General features: G+C 65.2%; 17 protein-coding genes and 1 other RNA gene. 10 read left to right on the top strand and 8 right to left on the bottom strand.

Features of this window, described 5'->3' with window-relative positions; all coding sequences use genetic code 11:
• Positions 1-31: 31 nt before the first annotated feature.
• Positions 32-253, top strand: a complete 222-nt coding sequence (gene rpmE, locus ABLE86_RS10870; RefSeq protein WP_348778959.1) for a 50S ribosomal protein L31 — start codon at positions 32-34, stop codon at positions 251-253.
• Between the two features lie 141 nt (positions 254-394).
• Here the strand turns inward: rpmE and ABLE86_RS10865 are convergent, their stop codons facing one another.
• From ABLE86_RS10865 to ssrS, 7 genes are all read right to left on the bottom strand, one after another.
• A complete protein-coding gene (locus ABLE86_RS10865) occupies positions 395-1,474 on the bottom strand; it encodes a D-alanine--D-alanine ligase family protein (protein ID WP_348778958.1) in 1,080 nt (359 codons plus the stop codon).
• Between the two features lie 114 nt (positions 1,475-1,588).
• Positions 1,589-1,894: a SelT/SelW/SelH family protein gene (locus ABLE86_RS10860; protein WP_348778957.1), complete on the bottom strand. Its 306-nt coding sequence runs from the start codon at positions 1,892-1,894 to the stop codon at positions 1,589-1,591.
• The gene (locus tag ABLE86_RS10855) at positions 1,891-2,640 is read right to left on the bottom strand and encodes a YebC/PmpR family DNA-binding transcriptional regulator (protein WP_348778956.1); all 750 of its coding nucleotides are present in this window, start codon (positions 2,638-2,640) and stop codon (positions 1,891-1,893) included. The genes ABLE86_RS10860 and ABLE86_RS10855 overlap by 4 nt, the downstream gene beginning before the upstream one ends.
• Positions 2,641-2,752: 112 nt before the next feature.
• Entirely contained in the window at positions 2,753-3,520 is a 768-nt protein-coding gene (locus ABLE86_RS10850) for a TerC family protein (RefSeq protein WP_348778955.1), read from the bottom strand.
• A 70-nt stretch (positions 3,521-3,590) separates the two neighbouring features.
• The gene (locus ABLE86_RS10845; RefSeq protein WP_348778954.1) at positions 3,591-4,412 is read right to left on the bottom strand and encodes a YmdB family metallophosphoesterase; all 822 of its coding nucleotides are present in this window, start codon (positions 4,410-4,412) and stop codon (positions 3,591-3,593) included.
• A gap of 93 nt (positions 4,413-4,505) precedes the next feature.
• The gene (locus tag ABLE86_RS10840) at positions 4,506-5,081 is read right to left on the bottom strand and encodes a 5-formyltetrahydrofolate cyclo-ligase (RefSeq protein WP_348778953.1); all 576 of its coding nucleotides are present in this window, start codon (positions 5,079-5,081) and stop codon (positions 4,506-4,508) included.
• A 136-nt stretch (positions 5,082-5,217) separates the two neighbouring features.
• Positions 5,218-5,374: non-coding RNA, 6S RNA (gene ssrS, locus ABLE86_RS10835), on the bottom strand.
• Positions 5,375-5,709: 335 nt separating this feature from the next.
• On the opposite strand from ssrS, the gene tolQ reads away from it, so the two are divergent.
• The 8 genes from tolQ (at position 5,710) to ftsH (ending at position 14,641) form a co-directional block, all read left to right on the top strand.
• Positions 5,710-6,420 carry a protein TolQ gene (tolQ, locus tag ABLE86_RS10830; protein ID WP_348778952.1) on the top strand — a complete coding sequence of 237 codons (711 nt, stop codon included), beginning with the start codon at positions 5,710-5,712 and terminating at the stop codon, positions 6,418-6,420.
• A 14-nt stretch (positions 6,421-6,434) separates the two neighbouring features.
• Positions 6,435-6,896: a protein TolR gene (gene tolR / locus ABLE86_RS10825; RefSeq protein ID WP_348778951.1), complete on the top strand. Its 462-nt coding sequence runs from the start codon at positions 6,435-6,437 to the stop codon at positions 6,894-6,896.
• Between the two features lie 4 nt (positions 6,897-6,900).
• Entirely contained in the window at positions 6,901-7,965 is a 1,065-nt protein-coding gene (locus ABLE86_RS10820; RefSeq protein ID WP_348778950.1) for a hypothetical protein, read from the top strand.
• Positions 7,966-8,023: 58 nt separating this feature from the next.
• Complete coding sequence (gene tolB / locus ABLE86_RS10815) at positions 8,024-9,316, top strand: Tol-Pal system beta propeller repeat protein TolB (RefSeq protein WP_348779217.1); 1,293 nt, start codon at positions 8,024-8,026, stop codon at positions 9,314-9,316.
• A gap of 203 nt (positions 9,317-9,519) precedes the next feature.
• Positions 9,520-10,026, top strand: coding sequence for a peptidoglycan-associated lipoprotein Pal (pal, locus tag ABLE86_RS10810; protein ID WP_348778949.1), 507 nt, complete (start codon positions 9,520-9,522; stop codon positions 10,024-10,026).
• A 156-nt stretch (positions 10,027-10,182) separates the two neighbouring features.
• A complete protein-coding gene (ybgF, locus tag ABLE86_RS10805) occupies positions 10,183-11,220 on the top strand; it encodes a tol-pal system protein YbgF (RefSeq protein WP_348778948.1) in 1,038 nt (345 codons plus the stop codon).
• Positions 11,214-12,596 (top strand): tRNA lysidine(34) synthetase TilS, encoded by a 1,383-nt coding sequence (gene tilS, locus ABLE86_RS10800; RefSeq protein WP_348778947.1) that lies wholly within the window; start codon positions 11,214-11,216, stop codon positions 12,594-12,596. The genes ybgF and tilS overlap by 7 nt, the downstream gene beginning before the upstream one ends.
• A 104-nt stretch (positions 12,597-12,700) precedes the next feature.
• Positions 12,701-14,641, top strand: a complete 1,941-nt coding sequence (gene ftsH, locus ABLE86_RS10795; RefSeq protein ID WP_348778946.1) for an ATP-dependent zinc metalloprotease FtsH — start codon at positions 12,701-12,703, stop codon at positions 14,639-14,641.
• Positions 14,642-14,762: 121 nt separating this feature from the next.
• Here ftsH and ABLE86_RS10790 read toward each other — a convergent pair whose 3' ends face one another.
• Positions 14,763-15,398 carry an antifreeze protein gene (locus ABLE86_RS10790; protein ID WP_348778945.1) on the bottom strand — a complete coding sequence of 212 codons (636 nt, stop codon included), beginning with the start codon at positions 15,396-15,398 and terminating at the stop codon, positions 14,763-14,765.
• A 343-nt stretch (positions 15,399-15,741) separates the two neighbouring features.
• On the opposite strand from ABLE86_RS10790, the gene glmM reads away from it, so the two are divergent.
• The gene (gene glmM, locus ABLE86_RS10785; protein WP_348778944.1) at positions 15,742-17,094 is read left to right on the top strand and encodes a phosphoglucosamine mutase; all 1,353 of its coding nucleotides are present in this window, start codon (positions 15,742-15,744) and stop codon (positions 17,092-17,094) included.
• The last annotated feature ends 125 nt before the right edge of the window (positions 17,095-17,219 follow it).

The following is a 17,219-nucleotide window of genomic DNA, read 5'->3' as shown; positions in this document are numbered from 1 at the left end:
GCGAACCGCGCCCAAAAGCAGGAAAAGTGCGATGAAGGCCGATATCCATCCCGACTACCACGTCATCAAGGTCGTCATGACTGACGGCACCGAATACCAGACGCGCTCGACCTGGGGCAAGGAAGGCGACACGATGAACCTCGACATCGATCCGTCGACCCATCCGGCCTGGACCGGGGGCCAGCAGACGCTGCTCGACCGCGGCGGCCGCCTGTCGAAGTTCAAGAAGCGCTACGAAGGCCTTGGCATCTAAGCCGCGCCATCGAGTCCGAGATTGTAAAAAAACCCGCCTTCGAGGCGGGTTTTTTTGTTGGTTCGGGATCATGCTTTTGTTGCCGCATGATCTTGTCCGAAAAGTCTGCAACTTTTCGCTGACGCGGTCCTTCGGTTCGGATCATGCGGTCTGCCGCTGCCAGCGCGCCACGGCATGCTCGATCAGCCGGCCGACGAGGTCGGGATAGGCGATGCCGCTTGCGGCGAGCGTCTTCGGATACATGCTGATGTTGGTGAAGCCGGGGATGGTGTTGACCTCGTTGACGAGCGCGCTGCCGTCGGCGCGAACGAAGAAATCGACACGCGCCATGCCCTCGCAACCGAGCGCCAGGAAGGCCTTGCGGGCGATCTCCTGCAGCGCGCCCGTCGCCGCCTGCGGCAGCTCGGCGGGAATGCGCAGGGCAGCCCCTTCGGCATCGATATATTTGGCCTCGTAGGTATAGAAGCCGTGGCTTGCGGCCGGCACGATCTCGCCCGGCACTGAAACAATCAGCGCTCCGTCGACCTGCTCGAGCACCGCGAACTCGACCTCGCGGGCCGCCACGAACTCCTCGATCAGCACCTTGCGGTCGTGCCTGAAAGCCTCGTCCAGCGCGGTTTCCAGCTGCGCGGCCGTCTCGGCCTTGCTCACGCCCACCGAAGAGCCCTGTCGCGCCGGCTTGACGAAGACCGGCAAGCCCAGCTGCGCCTTGACAGCTTCGAAGGAAGGCCGCTCGCCGGCATGCACGGTCACGCCACGCGCCACAGGCAGCCCGGCCTCCTTCATCAGCCGCTTGGCCGCATCCTTGTCCATGGCGTTGGCCGAGCCGAGCACGCCGCAGCCGACGTAAGGCACGTCCGCAACCTCGGCCAGGCCCTGCACCGTGCCGTCCTCCCCGAACGGGCCATGCAGGACGGGAAAGAGCACGTCGATCTTCGGCAGTTCGAATGGTGCACCGGCGTCAGGCACCGCGACCAGCCGCCCCTTGCCGCCGGGCAGGAGGCTCACCTCCGTGCCGCTTCCGGGCACCGCCTGGGGCAATGCGCCGTCAGGGCCGAGAGAAGCCAGGAACCAGCGGCCATCGCGGCCTATGCCGATCGGCACCACCTCGTAACTGGCGGCGTCGATCGCCTTGACCACGTTGCTTGCGGAAAGGATGGAAACCTCATGCTCGGCGGAGCGCCCGCCGAACAGAACTGCAACGCGTGGCCTCGATGTCATGCTTTGTTCCCTCGATGGAGTGCCGCCTGGAAATCAGGGCGCATATCGAATGGAAGGCGATTGGCGCTTATCTGTGGCGATGCGGTTGGGCCTGCCACTGAAATCCAGATGGATTCAGGCCGGGTCGGTTGCCTTGCGGTCCGAATGGCCGAGATCGCGCTCGGGATCGATGATGTCGCGAACGCGCTGCTTGAGCACCTTGGCTTCCGGGAAGCCGCCGTCGCGCTTGCGCTCCCAGACGAGTTCGCCGTTGCAGGTGATCTCGAAGATGCCGCCGGTGCCCGGCACCAGCGCCACCTCGCCGAGATCCGTGCCGAAGGTGGAGAGCAGTTCCTGCGCCAGCCAGCCCGCACGCAGCATCCACATGCACTGGGTGCAGTAGGTGATGGCGATGCGGGCCTTCGGCGCAGGCGTGGTCATGCCGCGCTGAGCTTGGCGAGGGTCGCTTCGTCGACCTCGAAATTGGCGTAGACGTTCTGCACGTCGTCGTCGTCCTCGAGGGTGGCGATGAGCTTGAGGATGGACTGGGCGCGATCCTCGTCCACCGGGATGTTGTTCTGCGGCTTCCAGATCGGCTTGACCGACTGGGCTTCGCCAAGCGAGGCTTCGAGCGCCTTGGAAACATCGCCCAGGTCCTCGAAGGCGCACAGGATGGTGTGGCCGTTCTCGTCGGACTGGACGTCTTCCGCACCGGCCTCGATGGCCGCATCCATTACCTTGTCGGCGCTGCCGGCGGAGGCCGGGTAGACAATCTCGCCGACGCGGTCCCACATGAAGGCAACCGAGCCGGTTTCGCCGAGCGCCCCGCCGGCCTTGGTGAAGGCGGCGCGCACATTTGAGGCAGAGCGGTTGCGGTTGTCGGTCAGCGCCTCGACGATGACGGCAATGCCGCCCGGGCCATAGCCCTCGTAGCGCACTTCCTCATAGTTCTCGGCGTCGCCGCCCGAAGCCTTGTTGATGGCGCGCTGGATGTTGTCCTTCGGCATCGACTCGGCCTTGGCGTTCTGGATCGCCAGCCTGAGGCGCGGGTTCATCGCCGGGTCAGGCAGGCCCTGCTTGGCCGCAACCGTGATTTCGCGCGCGAGCTTGGAAAACATCTTGGACCGCGCTGCATCCTGGCGGCCCTTGCGGTGCATGATGTTCTTGAATTGTGAATGGCCAGCCATGGAACCCCTGCTGTCGTTGAATTCGGCTATCTGGAATGGGCCGGCTTATAAATAAATCGCGGCCAAACGTCCAGCCGGACCACCTTTCGGCGGCAAGCAAAGGCGACCTTGCCTACCGGCCGCCCTCGCCTTCGCTGCGGCGACGCCGCGCCAGCATGTTGAGCGCCTCGACCAGCGCCGAAAAACCCATCGCTGCATAAATATAGCCCTTGGGCACGTGGAAGCCCATGCCGTCGGCAATCAGCGTCATGCCGATCATCAGGAGGAAGCCCAGCGCCAGCATGACGATGCTGGGGTTGGCTGCGATGAACTTGGCCAGCGGATCGGCCGCCACCAGCATCACGGTGACGGCAGCGATGACGGCGATGTACATGATGACGATCTCGTCGGTCATGCCCACGGCGGTGATGATCGAATCCACCGAGAACACCAGGTCGAGCAGCAGGATCTGGAAGATCGCCGCCCCGAGGCTGAGCTTCAGCGTGCCGCTGGCGATGTCGTGCTCGTTTTCGCTGTGCGGATCGACGGCCTGGTGGATTTCACGCGTGGCCTTCCAGACCAGGAACAGGCCACCGGCGATCAGGATGATGTCGCGCCATGAGAAGGCGTGGCCGAAGGCGGTGAAGACCGGCGTGGTCAGCTGCACGATGAAGGAGATGGTGGCGAGCAGCAGCAGCCGCATGATCAGGGCTGCGCCGATGCCCAGCCGGCGCGCCCGCGACTGCTGTTCCTTCGGCAGCTTGTTGGTGAGGATTGAGATGAAGATCAGGTTGTCGATGCCGAGCACCACCTCCATCACGATAAGCGTGACAAGGGCCGCCCAGGCCGTCGGTTCGCTCAGGAAGGCGAAGTGCGGCGCCAGAAACTCGATGATCGGCATCTGCGGTGGGTTCCCTGTCCGGATAATGTCCGGCAGAGGTAGGTAGGCACCTGCCCTACTTCAACGCCGCCTACCAGAAAGATGGCACGGTTTCTTCAAGCCGGGCCCCGAGCCGAAGTGGCGCGACCTTTTCGGCAAGACCGGTGCTGTCCGAGATCTCGACACCAACGCCACAGATGGTGGCCGGGCCGTTTGCAGCCTCGAAGCGGCCCTTGGGCACCTTGGACAGGAAGCGGTTGAGCGGCTCTTCCTTGTCCATGCCGAGCGAGGAATCGTAGTCGCCGCACATGCCGGCATCGGTCAGATAGGCGGTGCCGCCATTGAGGATCTGGTGGTCGGCGGTGGGCTGGTGGGTGTGCGTGCCCACGACAAGGCTGGCGCGGCCGTCTACGAAATGTGCAAAGCACATCTTCTCGCTGGTCGCCTCGGCATGGAAGTCGATGACGACCGCGTCGGCCTGCTCGCCGAGCGGGCAGGCGGCAAGCTCGCGCTCGGCGGCCTGGAACGGATCGTCGAGCTCGGGATGCATGAAGACGCGGCCCATGATGTTGGAAACCAGCACGCGTGCGCCGTTCCTGGCGATGTAGAGGCCGGAGCCGCGCCCCGGCGTGCCCTTCGGAAAGTTGGCCGGGCGCAGGAAGCGATCCTCGCGCGGTGCGAAGGTCAGCGCCTCTCGCTGGTCCCAGACGTGGTTGCCGGTGGTCACGACATCGGCGCCGGCATTCAGCGTCTCGCGAAAGATCTCCTCGGTAATTCCGAAGCCGCCGGCGGCGTTCTCGCCGTTGACGATGACGAAATCGAGCCGGAAGTCGGAGATCAGCCCGGGCAGCCTTTCCCAGACCGCCGTGCGGCCGGACTTGCCGACCATGTCACCGAGAAAGAGTAGTCTCATGAAAGTCTGATCCTGCGAGCGATGCCAGCGTCGCCGACGCGAGCGCGATCGCTGCCTGGTCGCAGTCCGCCGGACGCTCCCCTTCTACAGAGGTCAACCGAAGCGGCGCAACCCGCTTTCTGTAAGGATTTCGGGAATGATCACGTCGTGCGGCTCGTCCGGCACCAGCGGCACCTCCTGGCAGTCGAAGGCAACCCCGATCATGCGAGGTTGCAGGCCCTTGTCGTGCAGGCGGGCGATGGCGCGGTCGTAATAGCCGGCGCCGTAGCCAATGCGGTGGCCGCGCGCGTCGAAGGCGGCCAGTGGAATAAGCATCACATCCGGGTCGAGGACCGAGGCGTCCTCTCCGGGGCCGGCGGTGCCGAACCCGGTCTCCACCAGCTCGGCGCCGCGCAACAGTTCGCGGAACACGATGGTCGTCTTGTCGAGGACTGCCGGCAGGCAGAGCCGCGCGCCCCTCTCCTGCAGGGCAAACATCAGCGGGCGAACGTCGACCTCGGAGCGTATCGGCCAGAAGCCGGAGACGATCGTGCCCGGCTCGACGGGAATGGCCTTGGCGGCCTCTACCATGCCGAGCGATGCCTCGATGCGCCATTCGACCGGCAGCGCATTGCGCCTGGCCAGCGCCTCGGCGCGCAATTGCTTCTTCAATGCCTTCAGTTCCGTCACGGCTTCACCTGCCCCGCTTTGGCGCCCTTATGCCGCGCCAGGATGGAAAACGCCAGTTTCGGGAAGCATCGCGGCAGCGACAATTTCGCGACGCGGCGCGAAATCGGGCTGCCCGAGAGACGAATTGGAAGGGAAGTGACGATCCACACAACCGGTGGAGAAGTCGATCCCGGGAACCTACAAAGTAGGTGGGCGCCGTATGAGAAAACCCACGGGTCTTCCCAGGGACAGCTCCCTTAAGGATCGATAAGGCCCCGGGGAAATGTTACTCCTGCCGAGAGGCGCAGACCGCCGACAAGGAATATAAACCGCGGTGCGCCCCGATGCCAGAGGGCGCGCAAGAGAATTGCCGCCGATGGTTGCGACCAGCGTGCCGGCAAGCCCCGTCAACTACAGGCGCGCAAGAAACTCCGCCTTATTCCTAACTCATCTTTAACCATAACAGTCCATGAAGAAGCTGGTGAAGATTGCGTGTTTTCGACGCCTTCCTTTTACCAAATTTCGCCCTGAAAAGGCCCCGAACGGCGCATTTTGGGGACATTCCGGAAGCTTCGCAAACGGACCACATGGGATCATGCGCATGGGCTAGCCGCGAGCCACGCCCGGAAATTTTAGGGACTGTCTGAACATGGAAAACATCGCACTCGCCGAACCGGGCGCACAACTATCCATCTGGGCGCTGTTCTGGCAGGCCGGCTGGGTTGTGAAGCTGGTCATGCTCGGCCTGCTCGGCGCTTCGATCTGGACCTGGGCCATCGTCATCGACAAGACCATCAGCTATGGGCGCATGCGCAGCGCGCTGAACCGCTTCGAGCAGATATTCTGGTCAGGCCAGTCGCTGGAGGAGCTCTACCGCACCCTTTCCGACCGCAAGACGATCGGCATGGGCTCGATTTTCGTCGCCGCTATGCGCGAATGGAAGAAGAGCTTCGAGAAGGGCGCCAAGTCGCCTCTCGGCCTGCAGACGCGCATCGACAAGGCCATGGATCTGGCGTTGACCCGCGAGATGGAACGCATGGAGAGCCAGCTCGGCTTCCTGGCAACCATCGGCTCGGCCGCGCCCTTCATCGGCCTGTTCGGCACGGTGGTCGGCATCATGACCTCCTTCCAGGCGATCGCCGGCTCGAAGTCGACCAACCTGGCCGTGGTGGCGCCGGGCATCGCGGAGGCGCTTCTGGCCACCGCCATCGGCCTGCTCGCGGCTATCCCCGCGGTTATCGCCTACAACAAGCTTTCATCGGATGCCGGCAAGCTCGCCACCCGCATGGAAGGCTTTGCCGACGAGTTCTCCGCCATACTGTCGCGCCAAATCGATGAGAAGGTCGCCCACAAGGGCTGAGGGGACGAGCAATCATGGGAATGTCTGTAAGCGCAGGCGGATCGAGCCGAGGCGGACGCGGCAGAAGGCGCGGCCGCGGCAAGGGCGGCCTGATATCCGAAATCAACGTCACGCCGTTCGTCGACGTGATGCTGGTGCTGCTCATCATCTTCATGGTGGCGGCGCCGCTGCTCACCGTCGGCGTGCCGATCGACCTGCCCGAAACCCAGGCCAAGGCCATGAATTCGGAGACGCAGCCGATCACTGTCTCGGTCAACGACAAGGGCCAGATCTATCTGCAGGAAACCGAGATAGAGCTCGACGAGATCGTGGCCAAGCTGGAGGCGATCTCCAAGACCGGCTACGACGAACGCATCTATGTGCGCGGCGACAAGACCGCCGACTACGGCACCGTGATGAAGGTGATGGCGCGCGTCTCGGCCGCCGGCTACAAGAATCTCGGCCTCGTGACCCTGCAGGAACAGGACAACCAGTAAGGGCATGAGAACCGGTCTCACCACATCGGTTGTTCTGCATGCTGCGGCGCTGGGGCTGGGCCTGTTCACGCTGTCGGCGCCGCGCGCCTTCGAGGTGACGGACGTGGAGTCCCTGCCCGTCGACATCGTGCCCATCGAGTCGATCACCCAGATCCAGCAGGGCGACAAAAAGGCGCCGATGAACGAGAAGCCGGCGCCCAAGCCGACCAAGCGTCCCGACATCGTGCCCGACGCCGAGAAGGTGGGCGAAAACAATATCGACACCGACAAGAAGCCGACGCCGGAGGCCAAGCCCAAGCCGGTGGAATCGGCGGATGCGCCGCCGCCCTCGCCGGAGCCGACGCAAAAGCCAGTGGACCAGCCCAAGCCCGAGCCGGTGAAGCAGCCCGAGCCGAAGCCGGAGCCGACGCCGGTGAAGGAAGCGGAACCGCAGCCGCAACCCAAGCAGCAGGAAAAGCCCGACCAGGTGGCCGAGGCCATCGCCGCGGAAAGCCCCAACGCCGAGGCCATGCAGTTGCCCAAGTCGGCGCCCGCACCGGCGGCGAAGCCGCAGCCGGAGAAGCCCCAGGCCGCCAAGACGCCCGACCGCAAGGAGGCCGAGAAGCCGACCAAGCCGGCTTCCGCCGCCCAGAAGTCGGACGAGAAGTCGTTCAACTCCGACGAGATCGCCGCCCTTCTGAGCAAGGAGAAGGCGGCCGGCGGCGGCGCCAAGCGCTCGAGCGAACAGGCTTCGCTGGGCGGCGACCGCAGCAACAACAATGGCGCCAAGCTCTCCCAGAGCGAGATGGATGCGCTGCGCGGACAGATCCAGCGCTGCTGGAACATTCCGGCGGGTGCCCTCGACGCGCAGAACCTGCGCGTGTCGGTGAAGTTCAAGCTGGACCGCAGCGGCGCAGTCGACGGCGGCGCAGAAGTCATTTCCGGCGGCGGTTCAAGCGGCGTCGAGCGCGCCGCGGCCGAGTCGGCGCGCCGCGCCGTGCTGAAATGCTCACCCTACAACCTGCCCGCCGACAAATACGACGCCTGGGCGGACGTCATCGTCAATTTCGACCCGAGCGAGATGTTTTGACCATCCGCAAATTGGACCAAAGAGGCCGAGCTTCATGAAGAATTTCTTCAAAACGATCATGCTCATGGGGGCGCTTGCTGCCGGCATGAGCACCTTTGCGACGCTGCCGGCGCGCGCGCTGGTGGAAATCGACGTCAACAAGGGCAATGTCGAGCCCCTGCCCGTCGCCATCACCGACTTCCTGTCGGGCGACGGCATCGGCGCGGAAATCTCCAGCATCGTCGCCGCCGACCTGAAGCGTTCGGGCCTGTTTGCGCCGATCGACAAGCGCGCCTTCATCGAGAAGATCTCCAACCCCGACGCCGCGCCGCGCTTCGAGGACTGGAAGGTCATCAACGCGCAGGCGCTGGTTACCGGCCGCGTGACCCAGGAGGCCGACGGCCGCCTGCGCGCGCAGTTCCGCCTCTGGGACACGTTTGCCGGCCAGCAGCTGGCGGGCGAGCAGTTCTTCTCCTCCAAGGCCAATTCGCGCCGCGTGGCCCATATCATCGCCGACGCCATCTATGAGCGGCTGACCGGCGAGAAGGGCTATTTCGACACCCGCATCGTCTTCATCGACGAATCCGGCCCCAAGACCCAGCGCAAGCGGCGCTTGGCCATCATGGACCAGGACGGCGCCAATGTGCGCTACCTGTCGGACGGCCGCTCGATCGCCATGACGCCGCGCTTCTCGCCGACGCGTCAGGAAATCACCTACATGTCCTATGAAAGCGGCCAGCCGCAGGTCTATCTCTTGCAGATCGAAACCGGCCAGCGCGAACTGGTGGGCAATTTCCCCGGCATGACCTTTGCGCCGCGCTTCTCGCCCGATGGCCAGCGCGTGATCATGAGCCTGCTGCGTGACGACGGCAATTCCAACGTCTTCTCGATGGATCTGCGCAGCCGCACCACCACGCGCCTGACCAACTCCAACTCCATCGACACCTCGCCCTCCTATTCGCCGGATGGCTCGAAGATCGTCTTCACCTCCGACCGGGGCGGCCGGCCGCAGATCTATGTGATGAATGCCGACGGCTCGGGCCAGACCCGCATTTCCTTCGGCGAGGGCAGCTACTCCACGCCGGTGTGGTCGCCGCGCGGCGACCTGATCGCCTTCACCAAGCAGTCGGGCGGCCAGTTCCAGATCGGCGTGATGCGCACCGACGGCTCGGGCGAGCGCATCCTGACCAGCGGCTTCCAGCAGGAGGGCCCGACCTGGGCCCCCAACGGCCGCGTGCTGATGTTCTTCCGCGAGGCCGCCGGCTCGGGCGGACCCCGCCTCTATTCCATCGACCTGACCGGCCGCAACGAGCAGCCGGTGCCGACGGCGAACTTCGCCTCCGACCCGGCCTGGTCGCCGCTGCTGGAATAGCTGCCTTTCCGAGGCGCGGCGTTCACCCGAACGCCGCGTTTCCGCCGCATTTCGGCCTAGGGTGCGGAAGACACGAACATAGGCCTCATGGCTGCGGACGGGCGGCCTAAACCAAACGTTAACCATAACTCTTGTACGCCGGTTAACCGCAACGTGGTTACTGGTCGATCAACGAAATCACTCGAATGCGAAGGAGAGGCGGGATGCGCCGCATCGCGAAACTTGCAACCAACCCCGTGACCATCGCCCTCATGGCGTCGCTGGCGCTCGCCGGCTGCGCATCCAAGAAGACCCCGAACAGCGCCGCGGACCTCGGCCTGGGCGGTGCGGGCGCGGCCACCCCGGGCTCGGCCCAGGACTTCACCGTGAATGTCGGCGACCGTATTTTCTTCGACACCGACTCCACTTCGATCCGTGCCGACGCACAGGGCATCCTGAGCCGCCAGGCGCAGTGGCTGAACAAGTACGGCAACTACGCGATCGTGGTCGAAGGCCATGCCGACGAGCGCGGCACGCGCGAATATAACCTGGCGCTGGGTGCCCGCCGCGCCGCCGCCGCCCGCGACTACCTCGTTTCGCGCGGTGTCGCGGCCAATCGCATCCGCACCATCACCTATGGCAAGGAACGTCCGGTGGCCGTGTGCGACGACATCTCCTGCTGGTCGCAGAACCGCCGTGCCGTCACCACGCTGGGTGGCGCCGGCAGCTAAGCGCTGTTGCAACAATGCATCACAGAAGGCGGCCCTTGCGGTCGCCTTTTTTCGTCTTGCGCCGCAATCAAAATTTGGCCGAAGTCTCGCACACTGATAAAAGATGGCACGCGACACCCGCGTATTGGCATTTCCCGTTTCATTGACGAGAGGCACATGTATTTTCGATCGATCCTGAGCGGCACGCTTGCCGCTTTCCTGCTGTTCGGCCCCGCGCAGGCGAGCGATCGCTCCCAGCCGGCGGCCCCGAGCGGCGCGAACCTGGCCGTTCCGCTGCCCGACACTGCGCTTCCGGGCGTATTTTCTTCCGCAAACGGCGCCACCACCCAGCTTGCACAGGCCACCGACCCCCGCGTCGGCGGGCTGGAGGACCAGATCCGCTCGCTCAACGGCACGGTGGAGGAACTCAACTTCCAGATCCTGCAGATGCAGGAGCAGCTTCGCAAGATGCAGGAAGACAACGAGTTCCGCTTCCAGGAGCTGGAAAACAACAAGAAGTCGGACGCCACGCCTGGCAAGACCAACAAGAGCGTCGCGGAGAACTCCGCGACGCCCTCACCTAGCGGCCCGGCCGAGACCGATGTCGCGGCTGCCCCTTCAGGCGAGGCCGAACGGGGCATCGGCAGCCATGGCAGCAGCCAGACCACGGCGGATGCGAACGCCCCGGGCACGCCCCCGAAAAGCTTCGGCACCATCACCTTCGACGCCAGCGGCAACGTCACCGGCGGCAGCATAGGCGACCAGATCGCCGCCGACGCCGCAGCCGCACCCACCGGCGGCGAAACAGAGGTTGCGGCCCTGCCGGCCACCGACGACCCGGACGAGCTCTACCGCAATTCCTACCAGTTCATCCTTTCGGGCGACTACGGCACGGCCGAGACCGGATTTCGCGACCACATGGCCCGCTTCCCGAACGACCCGAAAGCGGCCGATTCGCAATTCTGGCTCGGCGAGGCCCTGCTTGGCCAGCAGAAGTACCGCGACGCCGCGGAAGTGTTCCTGGCCGCAAACAAGGCCCATCCGAAATCCAAGAAGGCCCCCGAGATGCTGCTCAAGCTCGGCATTTCGCTCGCCGGCCTGAACCAGCGCGACGTCGCCTGCGCCACCTTCGGCGAAATCGGCAAGCGCTATCCGAACCTGTCCAGCGCGCTCAAGGATCGCGTCAAACAGGAACAGGCGCGGGCAGCGTGCTGAAGCCACGGGCGCAACTCGACCCGCAGCGGCTTTTTTCGACCTTCGACTTCGGCCGCCGCCGCACGCTGATCGCTGCGGTTTCCGGCGGCAGCGATTCGCTCGCTCTTCTTCTCCTGACAAAATCCTTTCTCGACCGAAGCGCCCCGGACACCCGCCTGGTTGCGGTGACGGTCGACCATGGCCTGCGGCCCGGCTCGGCGGCAGAGGCTGCGCAGGTCGCGGACTTTGCGGCGCGCCACGACATTGCCCATCGCACCATGACCTGGACCGGCGACAAGCCCACGACCGGCATTCCCGCCGCCGCGCGCGAGGCCCGCTACCGCCTGCTGGCCGAGGCGGCGGCGCTGGAGGGCACGGATGTGATCCTGACCGGCCACACCGCCGACGACCAGGCCGAGACGGTGCTGATGCGCCGCGCCCGCCACGACGCCCGGCCTGAGGCGCGTGGGCTTGCCGGCATGGCGCCGGCGACGCTGTTCGGCGGCGCGGTCTGGATCGCCCGGCCGCTGCTCGGCGCCCGGCGCGAAGCGTTGCGCGATTTCCTGCGTGCGCAGGGCGAAACCTGGCTGGAAGACCCGACCAACGTCAACGAGGCCTTCGAGCGCCCGCGCCTGCGCGCAGCACTTGGCCGGGGCGATGCCGCGCAGTTTGCCGAGGCGCTGGCGCTCGCCGAAAACGCCGCGCGGCAACGCCAGCGCCTCGGCGACCAGGCCGCCGGGCTGATCCGCGCCCACGCCACTTGCCCCGCCCCCGGCCTTGTCCGGCTCGATCCGGCTTTCGCGGCAGCCGGCCCCGAAGCGGCCGTCTACGCCCTGCGGATTCTGCTGGCCGCGGCGGGCGGCACGTCCTTCCTGCCCGACGAAGAGCGCACGGCGGGAATTTTTCGCCGGCTCGCGAGTGAGATCTTTTGCGCCACATTGTCGCGGACTGTGGTCGATGCGCGGCGCGCGGGCATTTTCCTGCGCCGCGAGGCCCGCAACCTGCCTGCTCCGCAGGAGCCGAAACAAGGAATCACATGGGATGGCCGTTACCGGCTGTCGGCGGCGGTTGCGACGGCTGGCGTTGCGGTCGCGCCATTGGGCGCGGCACAGGCTAAAAGGGCACGAATCCAACTCGCAGAGGCCCCTGAAAGCCTCCTGCGTGCGGCGGCCGCGGCCCTGCCGGCCCTATGGCGCGGCAATGAATGCCTGGGGTCCCTTTCCGCCGAGGGCACCAGCGGGATCGGCGCCCTGCCCCTTGTTGCGCCGTGGGCGCACTTCATGCCCAGCTTCGATCTGGCACCGGCGCGCGCGCTGGCTGCATTGATCGGCGCGCCGATGCCACCGGATCCACCTTTAGCCGCCACAATATTGGCCGGGACTGCATCTAAGGCTTAACCGAACCGTGCGCTTCTGCTTGGCATTGCTCTTGGGCGTGCCTATGTTAGTGCGACGCTGCTATCAACGATGCGTGCCCGGCTTCGGGCACAACAGGAAAATCGATGAATCCGAATTACCGCAATCTTGCGCTCTGGGCGATCATTGCCGTCCTGCTGATCGCTCTGTTCAACCTGTTCCAGACGCCGCAGACGCGGGGTGCCTCCAGCGACGTCGCCTATTCGGATTTCCTCAAGGATGTAGCCGCAGGGCGCGTCAAGACCGTGACGATTGCCGGCGACCGGATTTCCGGCACCTACACCGACAGTTCGAGTGGCTTCCAGACCTATTCGCCGAGCGATCCGGCGCTGGTACAGAAGCTTGAGGACAAGAACGTCACCATCACCGCGCGCCCCGAAAATGACGGCTCCAGCTCGATCTTCGGCATGCTGCTGTCGTGGCTGCCGATGATCCTGATCCTCGGCGTGTGGATCTTCTTCATGCGCCAGATGCAGTCGGGTTCCGGCCGCGCTATGGGCTTCGGCAAGTCCAAGGCCAAGCTTCTGACCGAGGCGCATGGCCGCGTCACCTTCCAGGACGTTGCCGGCGTGGACGAGGCCAAGCAGGACCTTGAAGAAATCGTCGAGTTCCTGCGCGACCCGCAGAAGTTCCAGCGCCTGGGCGGCAAGATCCCGCGCGGCGTGCTGCTCGTCGGCCCTCCCGGCACCGGCAAGACGCTTCTGGCCCGCTCGGTGGCCGGCGAAGCCAACGTGCCCTTCTTCACCATCTCGGGTTCGGACTTCGTCGAAATGTTCGTCGGCGTCGGTGCAAGCCGTGTCCGCGACATGTTCGAGCAGGCCAAGAAGAACGCGCCCTGCATCATCTTCATCGACGAAATCGACGCGGTCGGCCGCCATCGCGGCGCCGGCCTGGGCGGCGGCAACGACGAGCGTGAGCAGACGCTGAACCAGTTGCTGGTCGAGATGGACGGCTTCGAGGCCAATGAGAGCATCATCCTCATCGCGGCCACCAACCGCCCCGACGTTCTGGACCCCGCGCTGCTGCGTCCGGGCCGCTTCGACCGCCAGGTCGTGGTGCCCAACCCGGACATCGTCGGCCGCGAGAAGATCCTGAAGGTGCATGTGCGCAACGTGCCGCTGGCGCCGAACGTCGACCTGAAGGTGATCGCGCGCGGCACTCCCGGCTTCTCCGGCGCCGACCTTGCCAACCTGGTCAACGAATCCGCGCTGATGGCCGCGCGGCGCAACAAGCGCCTGGTGACCATGGCCGAGTTCGAAGACGCCAAGGACAAGATCATGATGGGCGCGGAGCGCCGCTCCTCGGCCATGACCCAGGCCGAGAAGGAGCTGACCGCCTATCACGAGGCTGGCCACGCCATAATGGCGCTGAACGTGCCGGCCGCCGATCCGCTGCACAAGGCGACCATCATCCCGCGCGGCCGCGCGCTGGGCATGGTCATGCAGCTGCCGGAAGGCGACCGCTACTCGATGAGCTACAAATACATGATCTCGCGGCTGGCGATCATGATGGGCGGCCGCGTGGCCGAGGAGATCAAGTTCGGCAAGGAGAACATCACCTCCGGCGCCTCCTCCGACATCGACCAGGCCACCAAGCTGGCGCGTGCCATGGTCACCCGCTGGGGCTTCTCCGACAAGCTCGGTCAGGTCGCCTATGGCGAGAACCAGGAAGAGGTGTTCCTGGGCCATTCGGTGGCCCGCCAGCAGAACGTCTCGGAAGAGACCGCGCAGATCATCGACGCCGAAGTGCGCCGGCTGATCGAGGAGGCCTACACCACCGCGCGCCAGATCCTGACCAAGAAGAAGAAGGACTGGATCGCGCTGGCCGAGGGCCTGCTGGAATACGAGACGCTTTCCGGCGACGAGATCAAGCAACTCATTGCCGGCCAGAAGCCCTCGCGCGACCTGGGCGACGACACGCCGCCGAGCCGCGGCTCCGCGGTGCCGAAGGCCGGCGCCAGCGGCGGCCGCCGCAAGAAGGGCGGCGAGGAGCCCGAAGGCGGTATGGAGCCGCAGCCGCAGGGCTGACGCCTCACAGGCCATGAACAGAGAAAAACGCCGCTGGCACCCGCCGGCGGCGTTTTTCTTTGGAGTGCAGCGGATCGGGCGATGCGCTCTCCGCCTCCGATATCAGAGCGCTCGCGGGCTTTCAGCCCTTCAGCTTGGCGTTGCAGAGGCTGTAATAGCCGCCGCCTTTCTGGATCCACTTCAGACCGCCCAGCGCATTGGCATCCTTGTTGGCGTAGTACTGCTCGAGGCAGGTGTGCAGCCGCGCCTTGCCGGGTGTTTCGTTCGAGAACTTGCTGTCGACGGCGCTGGGGAACTTGACGCCGCGCGGCGCCGTGGTGGTCGGCTTCTCCGGCTCGCCCTTGTAGGTCGCCTGGCCTAGGTTCGGAACGGTCTCATCCTCGGCAGCTGATGCGCCGCACTCGGCCTTTCGGAACTGGTTCCAGGACTTGCCGCCAAGCGTGCCGGCATCCTTGGCAGCGTTATACCTGACGCTGCATTCCTTCATGGTCAGGCCCTTGCCGGCGGCAGTTGCGTTCTTGCTGGTCTTGGCTGACTTCTTCTCGGGCTTGGCGGGTTCGGTCGCCGTTGCACCGGCATCGGCGGCGCACTGGGCCTTGCGGAACTGATTCCAGCTTTGGCCGTTCAAGGTCCCGGCCTGCTTGGCCGCATTGTACTTGGCGCTGCATTCCTTCATGGTGAGCGCGCTCGCCGGCGCTGCCATGAAACAGGCAATCACCGCGAGGCCGGACAGGGTGACAAGTCGATTGATGAGCATGGCATTTCTCCGTTGCTGCCGCCCTCAGAAATTCCGCACGCGCTAGCTCGCGGCGGCATCGGCGCCAGTGCCTAGTAATGCGCGACGGGGTTGCTGCGTTCCGGTGCGGACGGAGGCGAAAGCGGAGCGGGCCTGGCGCGTCTGGAATGGGGAGCGGCGGCAGGTGTTGCTCGCAGCCGCTGCGGCAGGGCGCGTGATCAACAAGGCTGGAAAACCGGCCTGATCGAAAAGAATTTTGAAAGGTTCGTAACAGAGAATCACACAATGTGATGCATCTCGCCCGTCTTCCTATGGCAAAAGCGGCCACGGGAGCGAGAGTCACGACTGGGGATACTGTACGCGTATGAGCAGGCGCTATTTCGGCACGGACGGAATCCGGGGACGGGCCAACAAATTTCCGATGACGGCCGAAATCGCCATGAAGGTAGGGATGGCGGCCGGCCTTTCCTTCCAGCGCGGCAACCACCGCCACCGCGTCGTGCTCGGCAAGGACACGCGCCTGTCGGGCTACATGATCGAGAACGCGATGGTGGCCGGCTTCTGCGCGGCCGGCATGGACGTGTTCCTGCTCGGCCCCGTTCCGACGCCGGCGGTGGCCATGCTTGCCCGCTCGCTGCGCGCCGACATCGGCGTGATGATCTCTGCCTCCCACAACCCCTACTTCGACAATGGCATCAAGCTGTTCGGGCCTGACGGCTACAAGCTGTCGGACGAGATCGAGATGCGCATCGAGGCGCTGCTCGACCAGAACATCGACATTGCCCTGGCCGATGCCGACGCGCTGGGGCGCGCCAAGCGCATCGACGGCGTTCACGACCGCTACATCGAATTCGCCAAGCGCACCCTGCCGCGCTCCATGTCGCTGGCCGGCCTGCGGATCGTGATCGACTGCGCCAACGGCGCCGCCTACAAGGTGGCACCGGCCGCGCTGTGGGAACTCGGAGCCGAGGTCATCGCCATCCATGACGACCCTAACGGCTTCAATATCAACGAGGAATGCGGCTCGACCCATCCGGCGAGCCTGGCCAAGAAGGTGCACGAAGTGCGCGCCGACATCGGCATCGCGCTCGACGGCGATGCCGACAGAATGGTGATCGTGGACGAAAACGGCACGGTGATCGAAGGCGACCAGATCATGGCGCTGATTGCAGAGTCCTGGCACGATGCCGGCCGGCTTTCCGGCGGCGGCGTCGTGGCCACCGTGATGTCCAATCTGGGCCTTGAGCGTTTCCTCGACAATATCGGCCTGCAGCTTCACCGCACCAAGGTCGGCGACCGCTATGTGGTCGAACACATGCGCGCCCACGGCCTGAATGTCGGCGGCGAGCAATCCGGCCACATGGTGCTGTCCGACTTCTCCACCACCGGCGACGGCCTGGTTTCGGCCCTGCAGGTGCTGGCCTGCCTGAAGCGGCAGAACAAGCCGGTGAGCGAGCTGTGCCGCAAGTTCGAGCCGGTGCCGCAACTGCTGAAGAACGTCCGCTTCTCCGGCGGCAAGCCGCTTGAGGCCGCGCCGGTCAAGGAAGCGATCGAGGAAGCGCGCAACCGCCTCGGCACGTCGGGCCGTCTGGTCATCCGGCCCTCCGGCACCGAACCGCTGATTCGCGTCATGGCCGAAGGCGACGACCCCAAGCTGGTCGAGACCGTGGTCAACGACATCGTCGGCGTCATCGCCGACGTAAAGACCGCCGCCTGATCACATTTTTAGCCGAGGGCAAGGATTGCTGCTGCGGTCGCGCAGAAAGCACTTGCCCGAACGCCCGACATGAAAAAGCGCGGCAGGCACTCGCCTGCCGCGCTTTTCTTTTCGATTCGTCCCGC

The sequence above is a fragment of the Mesorhizobium sp. KR2-14 genome, from assembly GCF_040049255.1.
Classification (GTDB): Bacteria; Pseudomonadota; Alphaproteobacteria; order Rhizobiales; family Rhizobiaceae; genus Pseudaminobacter.
The sequence above is the reverse complement of the archived record's forward strand: the minus strand, read 5'-3'. Positions and strand labels throughout refer to the sequence as shown.